The following is a 9,514-nucleotide window of genomic DNA, read 5'->3' on the forward strand; positions in this document are numbered from 1 at the left end:
GGCCGTGCTGTCCGCGATGGCGATGACGTTCCAGTTGCCGTCTTGCAAAGCGTACAGGCGTTCGTTGAGCGTGCCGCTTGTGCTGCGATCGCGGAGCACCAGGTCGTCCACGTAGCGCAAGCCCCAGACGTACTGCCGGTCCGGCGTGGAATACGGGATGACGCGCTCTTCGAGCACTTGCCACTGGTCGCTGTAAACATAAGCTCGCGGCGTATCGGCCTCGACGTAAAGGACCCGGCGATTGAGGCCATCGTAAAAGCTGTTGTGGTAATTGGACGACGCATCCTGATACTTGACCAGCCGGTTCCAGGCGTCCCAGGTGGCGCTGGCCACGAGGGTCATGTCGGTCGGCTCTGGCACGGTGGTCATGTTGCCGTTGCGGTCGTAGGCAGGGGTCTGCCAGACCGGGCCGACCGTGGCGCCGACGGCCGTGATCTCGTTAGCCTTGTTGCTCGTCCGCTGCTGATCGAGGGCTGCGAACGTGGACGACTGGGCGTCGAACTGTGTGAATTGGCTCCAATTCCCCGTGGCGTCCAGTCCCCAGGTCTGGCCGAAGGTAGACGATTGCAGCCGCGTGTTGCCAGTGTTCAACTGGCCGCGCGAGGCGGTCACGAGGCGCTGCATTCCGTCGTAGCCGTAAATCTCGTCGAAGGATTTGGTCAGGCTTTCGGCTTTGATGTCTTGGCGGTACGTGCGATTGCTGGCCAAGTCGTAACCGTAGCCGATCTGGGCCAAGTCGCCGGTGGTGGTCTTCGTCCAGGGGAGATTGATGACCCGGCCGAACTGATCAAAGCCCGGATAGTTTGTGCTGCTGGCCAACGTGCTGCCAAAGGTCCCGGCCGAGTAGCTCGTGCCGGCGACGCTGCCTAATCCGAAGTAGGTGTAGGCGGCGACCGTCGTGGCATTGAACATCAACGAACTCACGCGGCTCAGCTTGTCGTCGTCGCCCGAGGCATAAGTGAAGATGACCGAGCGGGCGCCCGTGGAGTAGGGATACGTGATCGACATGCGACGGATCGTGTTGTTCGTGCCGTCGGCATAGCCGTAGTCCACCGTGAGATTCGGACCACCGGAGCCCGACTGATCTTGCTGATCGGTAAGCAACTGCTCGAAGCCGTTATAGGTGAGCGTGACTTGGTTGAAGATCGACGCGCCGCTGTAGCTCGTCACCTGGCTCATCATGCCGCGGATTTCGTAGGCGGTGGCGATCCGGCTGACCAAGTTATCGACGCCGGTCCCGAACTGCGTGACTGCGTCGGACGTGATTCGCCCGAAGCGGTCATAGGAGTAGGCATGGACCGTGCCGCTTTGATCCGTCTTGGTAATCGGCTGGCCTTGCCGATTGTAGGTGTAGCTCACATGGTCGGTCGAATCCGTCGCGTCGGGATAGATCTCAACGGTGCGAAGATCATTGCGCGCGATGGAAGATGTCGGCAACGTCGTGCCGTATTGGTAGCAGGTTTTCTGGTCGCCGGTGACGGGGTTCCTGGCCGTGATGGTGAGCACCAGATTGTCGGCGTTGTAGGTCATCTCTACGATCACGTTCTGATCGTTGCCTGCCTGCGGGCAGGAGTCCGCGGGCGACGGACCGCAATCGCAGGGACTTGTGCTGCCGCAGGTTTGGCATGGCGGCAGCGGCACGTAGTTCTCCGTCGTGCGAATCACCCGCCCGGCGTCGTCCGCATCGGTGCGAGTCGCCTTCCCGGCCGGATCGGTCGCGAGATATGCCTCGCCTCGCTCATTATACTGTGTCAGACTGACCAACACACTCGAACCGCTCGCTGGCGGAGAAGTCGGCAGGATCGGCGTCGAACCATCGCCGTTGGTCCCGTAATCGGCCGAGGCGATCTGCCGGCCAATGCCGTCATACCACGAGGCCGCGTAGCTCATCCGAGCATTCGCGTTGACGAGGGCGCCGGTGGTTGTGCTGTCTCCCTGATTGCGCTGGAACGCGGCCATCAACAGCACATGGCTGGCAGCATCGTACGTCGGCACGGACTGCCCAAAGATTTTATCATTGGCGCCAACTGTCCACGGACTGTCGTTGCTGCCGGGCGAATAGCCTGTGAAGGACCCGCTTTGCCGGCCAACGGAGTCGTATTGCGTTTTGGTGTAGGTCTGAGACGCACCGGCGGAGAGCGACTTGGCGATGTTCCCGGCCGGGTCGTACCATGTGTTGTCCGTCAAGTTGTTGCCGATGGCTCCGCCGGGGACGGTCACGGAAGTGCGCGCGGTCTGATAGACGCGCCCTAGGTTGTCGTAAGCGGTGCCGCTTTGCCGGATCAGATTGGCGGTCGCAATCGACGTGTTGTATTGCTGCACCAGCGTGACACGATCCAGGTTGTCGTAGGTGTTGACCGTGATGACGCTGACGACCGTTCCCGTGGAGACCAGAACCTGCGTCGTCTGAGTGAGGCGGTCGCGGAAGTCGTAGACGAACGTGGTGATGTGATCGTTTGAGCCTGTGGCGTCGACGTAGTCGGTCTGCTGCGTGAGATTGCCGTCGCCGCCTGGATTCCCGTTGTCGTACACGTTGCCGGTGACGATCACCATGTTGTTGCCCATCGCGCCGCCGCCGGTCGGGTCATTATCGGTAGCGCAGGCGTCGTCGGTGCCGACCCAACTCGACAGCAGCAAGCCGCGGAGGTCGAACACGCTGCGCGTGATCGTGCCGCCCGGCGCGACCAAGCGGTTCTGGCGGTTCATCGAATCATAGCCGTAGGCCGTCTCGTTGTAGTTCGTCCCCAGGCAGCCCAGGCCGCAAGGCGGAACGCAAAAATACATCCGAGTCGAGACGAGCTGGCTCTGGTTGCTGTATTGCGAACTGGACCAGCGGACCCACGTGCTTTGTGGGAAGCTGTCGGCCGCGGACAGCCGGCCGGGAGACTCGACAAACGGACTCGGAGCCGGAGACGCGGGATTGGACAGGGACGTGTCGCCGCAGACAGCGGCCTCGTTCACCCCGGCCGGCTGCGACGGCAGGCGCACGGCTTGGATCGAATCGATGGTCCGACCGTCGTCGTCCATTCGCGAGATCACAACGGGGTTGACCAGCGTGTAATCGTATTGCGGGCCGTCGCCGGTGCCCGTGGCGTAGCCTTGGGCGGTCCACGTCTCTTCCAAATCGTCGCGATAAACCGTCCAGCTTGCCGTGCGAACCGACTGACCGTTGGAGTTGAACGCCGGTGAAAGGGTCTGCGTCACGCGCCCCTGGTCGTCATATTCCACGTCGGTCGTCAGCTTGAGCCGCGTGCCGGGATTGGCGGTCCAGCCTGAGCCGGAGGGGGGAGCGTCGTCCTGGACCATCCGCGTTATCACGCCGAGCGCAACGTCGAACTGATAGGTCGTGATGAAGCCGCGCTGGTCTTGCATGGCGATGCGGTTGCCGAACGTGTCGAACATCTCGTTGATGACGTAGGTGTTCCCGTCGCCGTTCTGGCCCGTCGCGATGACAGGCAGCGTCGTCGTCTTGAACGTCGGCTGGTTGGTGCCGGAGTAGAACGACGAGTAGGAGTAGCTCGTCGTGGTCGGATTGCTGCCGCCCCCCGAATCGCTCTGATAATCGGTCACGGAGGCGACGAGTATGATGGTCGGTCCGCCAGCGCCGGCAGTGTGGGAAGTGTAGGTGTATTGCCGCACGTTGATCGGCGTCCCGCTCCCTCCCTGCTGGACCTGCTCGTATTGCTTGTATCCGGCGCCAACAGAAGAGCCGGAATAGTAGGTGGTGGCGTGAATGAGCCCGGTGGTATTGAGCGTCACGCCTAAATTGGCCACGCCCTCGTTGTAGCTGGTCACTGCCGACGGTTCGGCCATCAGGATCTCGTGGGCGTTGGAGTCGAACTTGTGGTATTCAATCCACTTGTTGCCCGATCCATCCTGCAGGACGTGGAGCATGATCTGGTTGATGGAGTTGGCGTAGAAGATCTCGAGATTCCCGTCCGGACGGGTGACCGTGGTCTTCTGGACCCAGGTGTTGTAGTCGCTGGGCGTGAAGCTGCTGGAAGCGTAAGAATACAAGTAGGTGTAGAGGCCGCCGTTGGTCACGGCCTTCGTGGCGCGGTGCAGGCTGTCGTATTCGTAATACTTATCCGCATATTGGGCGACCAGGCTGTCGGGGGCCAGAAGCGGATCGCACACTTGCGGGTCGGCCTGGAGGCGGCGATACGCCTCGCCGCCGAGGACGTACTTCAATCCGTGTACAAATCCGGGCGCACTCGCCGACGTGTAGTAGCGGTAGTAGCTGGTCTTCGTGGTGACCCAGGCACTCCCCAAGAGCACCTGGCTCGTGACGGTCTGCAAATCTCCCTCGTTCCCCGAGGGGTCGCCGGGGTTGTAATACGTGTTGAGCACCCGGCTGATTTCGGTCCAGGGACCGCCGTTGACTTGCCGGCGGAGCGTGACGCCGGCAATCCGCCCGGCGTTCGGCCCGCTGGGAACCATCGCGTAAAGCACCGAGGTGGTCGTCACGTTTCCCGTCACGGGATCGGTGACGCTGGTGTGCATGTCGGGATTGCCCATCTGGACATCAGTCCCGTCGGCCTTCATCAGCTTCTGGAAGTTCCCGTTGCAATCGAACGTGTACTCGTCGCCGTTGCAGTCGTCAAAGATGTAGGCGCATTGGCTGTAGTCGAACTTGAGCGAGACCGGCGGTGAGTTCGCTCCGCCGGTGGCCGTGAACGATGGGCCGCTGCCGGTGAACTGAAACATCCGGCAGGGGCTGAAGACGACGACCGTCAAGGTCTGGCCGCCGGTGGTGCACTTGCCGACATAGGGGTCCTTGATCCAGTTCATCCCGTTGTCGCCGGCCAGCGGCGTCATCGACATGTCGCACGAGCTAATTCCGCTGGAGTAGGACGCATCGGAGCTTCCCGGCAGCAGACTGAGACTGGCGGCGTCCGTCGAGGCGGCGCCGCAGGCCGGGCAAACCCCGGTGGAGTCATCGCAGCCGCAGCCGCAATCGCAGCATTTGCAGCACGTTGGCGGCTTGAGCGGCGGCACGGACTGGCTGGCCATCGGCCCGCAGCAGGAGGAGCTGCTGGAGCTGGACGAAGTGCTGCTCGAGCCCGAGGAGGAAGGGCCGGAGGACGAACCGCTGCTCGATGGTCCGGAGGAACTGCCGCCCGACGAACTTGACGAGCTGCTGCTGGATGAACTCAATGAGCTGCTGCTGGATGAACTCGATGAGCTGCTTGACCCGGACGACGAACTGCTGGACGACCCACTGGATCCCGACGAGCCGCTGGAGCCGGCACTTGACGAACTGGAAGAAGCCCCGGATGAGCGACTGCCGGAAGAACTGCTGCCGGACGAACTCGAGGACGAACTGCTGGGTGCGGAGCCAGAGCCGCTTGAGGAAGAACTGGTAGACATGGTGATTCTCCGCTGGGATCTATTCGTTTCAGGATTCGGGATTATTGCGGATGCAACTCAAAAGAGGCGGGGCATGCATTGCGGCCACTGACCGCACCTTATAGGCGGCCACGTTAAGTGGACATAAGTATACAATAGAGCGTGGGACAATTTCAAATGGTGGCCAAGAAAAAATCGACGACCAAGCGGGATGCACGCCGAACGCAGCGTGAATCCTGAGCGCGAGTCTCCACGACCGCCACGCTCGGCAAGCGCGGCTCGATGGAGCGTGAACTTCCGGCCGTGAACGACCGCTCGACGAATTGGTTCCGTCCGCCTCGAACATACGATCACTCCGCAGCGCCGCGACGGCGGACGACGAAGGATCAATGGAAAAGAGAATGAACAGTTCCGATTGCAGAACGCAGAAGCCGCCGGCCCCTGAGAATGGATTGCCTCAATCCACGCGAGCGACTCTAGCTCCCCTCGATCTTAGCGACGGTTGCGCGGATTGCAAGAAATTTTTTCGGCCGCACGACGCGAATAAAAGTCTCACCAAACGCTAGCACGATCGGGCATGGTTTTCCTTGGCCGGCACGGTGCGGCGCTGATGCGGATCGTCGATGTTTTGTTCGACCCCCGACGCAGAATCTGGGCCAAACGCTACGCGACGCCTTAAGCCCTCACCCGCGAAGCGATTTTCGCATTGAAAGAGCCAATCGACATTGAAAAAGTCTCACTCCCGCTAGGGCCGCCGGTGCGATCTTTACAATCTCGGAGCGGATTGTCGTCCTCAAACAAGCGGCCGGCATCTTGCTCGCAAGCTCAATTGTCCGTGGTGGCAAGCGGCGACCAGATTCTTACGGCGAGATCTTGACGCGCGACCGCTGCATTTAAGGAGAATCTGAGAATCGGATAGACGCGGCCTTGCGTGCCGCGAATGGCGATCCGGCGATGCGTGGTATCGAAGCGCAATACGAAGGAGTTTAGGCATTGACGGCGGCGAGTTGCCCCGTAGGAAGCTGAAATCGAAACCGCGGAGAGGATCGACTCAACTGGTACTCCACCTATCGATTGCGTGATTTGCCAAGTGTGCCGTGCTGCTCGGGCGCTGCAAAATGGATGCACTAACTGCCTCGACGCGTCATTGCTTGACGCCGATTTGCAAGGGGTTATCGCCGCGTGGGGCCAACTGCCGCCAGCAATCCGGAAAACCGTAGTCGGCCTTGTCAGTTGACAGAGCGTTGGAGGCTACGGAGTCCTGTCAAAAAAGGGCTAACGAAGGACGGAAAGATTCTTGGGCGGTTCACCCCTGACTGAAGCCCCTTCCCTTCTTCTTGCCTCTTCCGGCTGCGATTTTGAAGCATGTCGGTTGGACTGGTCCGAACCTTCTTCTTGAAGGCCAATCCCCCCTCACCTCTTGGTTCGGCGCTGCGATGGGAAGAAGTCCGTGGCTCGATCAACAGCCTATTTGTGGATTGGAATTCGTCGAACTTCACTTCTTCAGCCGCCGTGCGGCAGTCTTGGAAAGTGATGACGATACCCGACGCCTGCGCCTGCGCTGTGGGTGCGCGCGCGTCGTCGGGGTTAGTCGAGGGGTTTTTAGTTATAAGAAAGGGGAATGGCTCAACCATTTGAATTCATTGAATCCGAAACGACACTTTTGGGCGGTTGACCGTCAGAATCGTGCGGTTCTCCGACAGAAATGACTTGCGCTTTTGTCGGTAGTCTGCCAGTGTGTTGACTGTTAAGTGACAAAAACGGAGGGGAAAAATGTCGGATGATCGCCAGATTGCTGGATTGGCGGCGAACCAGATAAGCACGAAGCGTGGCTTCCCGATCTATCGGACGAACCCCAGCGTCCCGGCGGCCACCGGAATGCAGACGCGGAACAAGCGGTTTCACGTTCCCGGCGGCAAGGGCGCGATGATCGTTGACAACAGCACCGGGGAACTCAAGGGCATCGGTGGAATGGGATTCTGGTGGGAAGAGGAGGTCGAGACCAGCCGCTTCGTCAAACTCTTTCTCGACGGCATCAAGCAGGCCGCGGGCCTCTCGAAGACCGGCATTCAAGTATTTGAACTCGTCTACCACGAAATGCGGGCGAATCCCGGCTCCGATGAAATCAAGCTCAATCAGTACGTGGCGAAGGATCACGGCATCAACGACCGGACGTACCAGCGCGGCGTGCGCGAACTGCTCGAAAAAGAATTCCTCTACCGCAGTCCTAGCGACGGCGTCTTCTTCGTCAACATCCGCTTCATGTTCAACGGCGACCGCCTGGCGTTCGTGAAGTCCTATCACCTGAAAGGTGCGGCTCGGCAGCAGGAATTGCCGTTGCTCGAAGCCCCTGCCCTCCCCGCTCCTGCGGAGTGAATCAACTGAGGTATCCGTTGGATTTCAGCCACGGTTCAACGGCTTCCTCAAGGATGTCCTGAAGCGTGTTCGGCGCGACCCCTTTGAGTTGCCTTTCGAGCGACGCCCGCTTGAGCGCCTTGGCAAAGTCCTCGCGCATCCGCGTGCTGAGCGGCACGCGGTTGACGGTCGGCGTCGCGACCGTTGCCGCCGCGGCCTTAGTCGGAGCGGCTGGTGGTTTTTCGCGGTAGATAAACTGCTTTTCGACGCCGGCGTCGATTGGCGGCGGCGTGGACTTCATGCCTTCGATGAGCGAGCGTCGTTCGGCCATTGTCTCTCCTATGCGATAGCGGCTTTACGTTTGACAATCAGTCGCTTCTTGACCGCGTCCGGCAGCAGGACGCGGAACAATTCGTCCACTTCCTGGGCCGCTTCGCGGGCACGCGATCCCATCTGCCAAACGACCGCCCCCTGCCCCGGCGCGTCAGCGTAAATCTGCCGCAAAATCATGGACTTGGAGGCGAGCGGCAAGCCGAGGGCCTTGGCTGCGTCCCGCATGTCCTGCGTGAGCCGATAGTTCAATCCAATCATGCTGAGCACGATAACTGCCTTGGGCACGCCTCCCCTGATGTCCTGGGCCTGGCGCAACACCTCTGTCGCCTTCGCCAGCGCCCTGATCTCCAACATGCTGGCCTTGCATGGAACGATGGCCATGTCTGCGCGCAGTAAGAGCGCTCGGCTGGTCTCGGTCTGACTCCCCGGCCCGTCGGCGACGACGAAATCGGCGTCTTGTGCCAGAGTCGGCAACTCGTTCAGGATGATGTCCGGATTGTCGAGTCGGACAGCCTTAACCCCTGGAATTGCTTCGCGAATCCACTCGGATGGGCAAGGCTAGGTCCGACCGGTCAACGCATCGGCGGGCGGGATTCTCAACGTCCCAGGGTTGACGCGGCCGCACGCCGGGCGGCTGGATAACGGGCGATCCTGTCGTGTCAAGTTGATCGTTTTTGCGACGGGTCGTCGGGTTTTGGCTTGCGCGATCTTGGCGACGACTGCCAATAATTCAACAGCATGGCGAAGAGCAGCAATGGCCACATGACCGCTAGGGTGTAGACAACGATGCCGGACTGACGACTTTGCTTTGTGCTTTCGATCATGCGTTGTTGGCGCACGTGAAGCCAAACAACCGGCAACCCAATGAGGCAGTAGATGAGAAAACAGACACTGCCCCAATCATCGTGCGGATGCACTGGCATGATTCGCAATCGTTATTGAGGTTCGATTTCGTTTGCGCAACCGCCTCCCATTCTACCCGACTGCATATGAAAAACCCGGACGCGGGGCGGCTCCATCTGCATGGCCACATTATCCCCGGCCGCGGGCCGCCGGAGCAAGGGATCCTTTTGGCCACATATCGCCAGGGCGATTCGCTCTCCGCGGGCACGGCGGCCAGCGCAGCCTGTTATGGCAACGCTGTGACAAACGCCATTAGCATTGCGAAAACAAAAAAGGCGATCGTGATGAATCGTCTCGGGCGCTACTCAAGATTGTCGCGACCTCTATTGGCGATTTCTGTCGCTGGCGACTTGTATGGATTCTCGTCGCCAATCGCCGGCTGCGGCGAAGCCGGTATTTCATCGGCCTGACCACGCTGTTCCTGCTCGTCCTCCTCGTCCTCCTTCGGCCGATAACAAAGAATCGCCAAGAGGATGCCCGTGCCGACCACGAGAACCATCGCCGTGAGACCGTCCCGAAATCTGAATCGCCACACGACAAGGCAGAGATATGCGAACAGCGTGACCATGACGAA

7 protein-coding genes are annotated in these 9,514 nt (G+C 60.4%); 2 read left to right on the top strand and 5 right to left on the bottom strand.

The window, feature by feature from the left end:
- Window positions 1–5,013 (bottom strand): RHS repeat domain-containing protein (locus VGY55_01095; protein HEV2968550.1); only part of this gene is annotated, 5,013 nt, incomplete at its 3' end.
- On the opposite strand from VGY55_01095, the gene VGY55_01100 reads away from it, so the two are divergent.
- Entirely contained in the window at window positions 4,985–5,461 is a 477-nt protein-coding gene (locus tag VGY55_01100) for a hypothetical protein (protein ID HEV2968551.1), read from the top strand. The genes VGY55_01095 and VGY55_01100 overlap by 29 nt on opposite strands.
- Before the next feature lie 1,661 nt (window positions 5,462–7,122).
- A complete protein-coding gene (locus VGY55_01105) occupies window positions 7,123–7,725 on the top strand; it encodes a hypothetical protein (GenBank protein HEV2968552.1) in 603 nt (200 codons plus the stop codon).
- A gap of 1 nt (window position 7,726) precedes the next feature.
- On the opposite strand, the gene VGY55_01110 is transcribed toward VGY55_01105, so the two are convergent.
- From VGY55_01110 to VGY55_01125, 4 genes are all read right to left on the bottom strand, one after another.
- The gene (locus tag VGY55_01110; protein ID HEV2968553.1) at window positions 7,727–8,035 is read right to left on the bottom strand and encodes a hypothetical protein; all 309 of its coding nucleotides are present in this window, start codon (window positions 8,033–8,035) and stop codon (window positions 7,727–7,729) included.
- Window positions 8,036–8,043: 8 nt separating this feature from the next.
- Entirely contained in the window at window positions 8,044–8,511 is a 468-nt protein-coding gene (locus VGY55_01115; protein ID HEV2968554.1) for a ParA family protein, read from the bottom strand.
- A 185-nt stretch (window positions 8,512–8,696) separates the two neighbouring features.
- Entirely contained in the window at window positions 8,697–8,960 is a 264-nt protein-coding gene (locus tag VGY55_01120) for a hypothetical protein (GenBank protein ID HEV2968555.1), read from the bottom strand.
- 281 nt (window positions 8,961–9,241) lie between these two features.
- On the bottom strand, window positions 9,242–9,514 hold a 273-nt coding region (locus VGY55_01125), incomplete at its 5' end, for a hypothetical protein (protein HEV2968556.1).

It is taken from the genome of Pirellulales bacterium (assembly GCA_035939775.1).
Taxonomy (GTDB): Bacteria; Planctomycetota; Planctomycetia; order Pirellulales; family DATAWG01; genus DASZFO01.

What these genes read in the sequence shown, in the direction of transcription:
- VGY55_01110 (HEV2968553.1), bottom strand. Translation starts at nt 8,035, where the DNA reads ATGGCCGAACGACGCTCGCTCATCGAAGGCATGAAGTCCACGCCGCCG.
- VGY55_01105 (HEV2968552.1), top strand. Translation starts at nt 7,123, where the DNA reads ATGTCGGATGATCGCCAGATTGCTGGATTGGCGGCGAACCAGATAAGC.
- VGY55_01120 (HEV2968555.1), bottom strand. Translation starts at nt 8,960, where the DNA reads ATGCCAGTGCATCCGCACGATGATTGGGGCAGTGTCTGTTTTCTCATC.